General features: G+C 68.3%; 1 protein-coding gene. It reads right to left on the bottom strand.

Features of this window, described 5'->3' with window-relative positions; translation table 11 throughout:
* The coding region (locus tag SB773_RS31190; RefSeq protein WP_410594148.1) for a TetR-like C-terminal domain-containing protein at nt 1–284 on the bottom strand (284 nt) is incomplete at both ends.

Genomic DNA, 284 nt, shown 5'->3' with positions numbered 1-284 from the left:
CGCCCGCCGCATGAACACGCGGTTGAGGGAGGCGCGCGGTTCGACGATCGCCGCCGTCACCGCATCCACCAGCTGAGGGTCGCGGGCGAGCATCGACGTGATGCCCGCCATGACCTGGAGCTTCTTCTCGCCGTCCTGGATGGCGTGCGGCCGGATCATCGCCACCAGATCACCGCGCAGCGTGCCGGTGTCGGGCAGGTTGTCCAGGTCGATGTCGTTCTTCTTCATGCAGGCGATCGCGTCGACCACCAGGTCGCCCTTGGAGGCCCAGCGCCGGTACACGG

The sequence above is a fragment of the Bacillus sp. SIMBA_074 genome, from assembly GCF_046534555.1.
Lineage (GTDB): Bacteria > Bacillota > Bacilli > Bacillales > Bacillaceae_G > Bacillus_A > Bacillus_A mycoides.
This window is presented reverse-complemented; position numbering and strand designations above follow the sequence as displayed.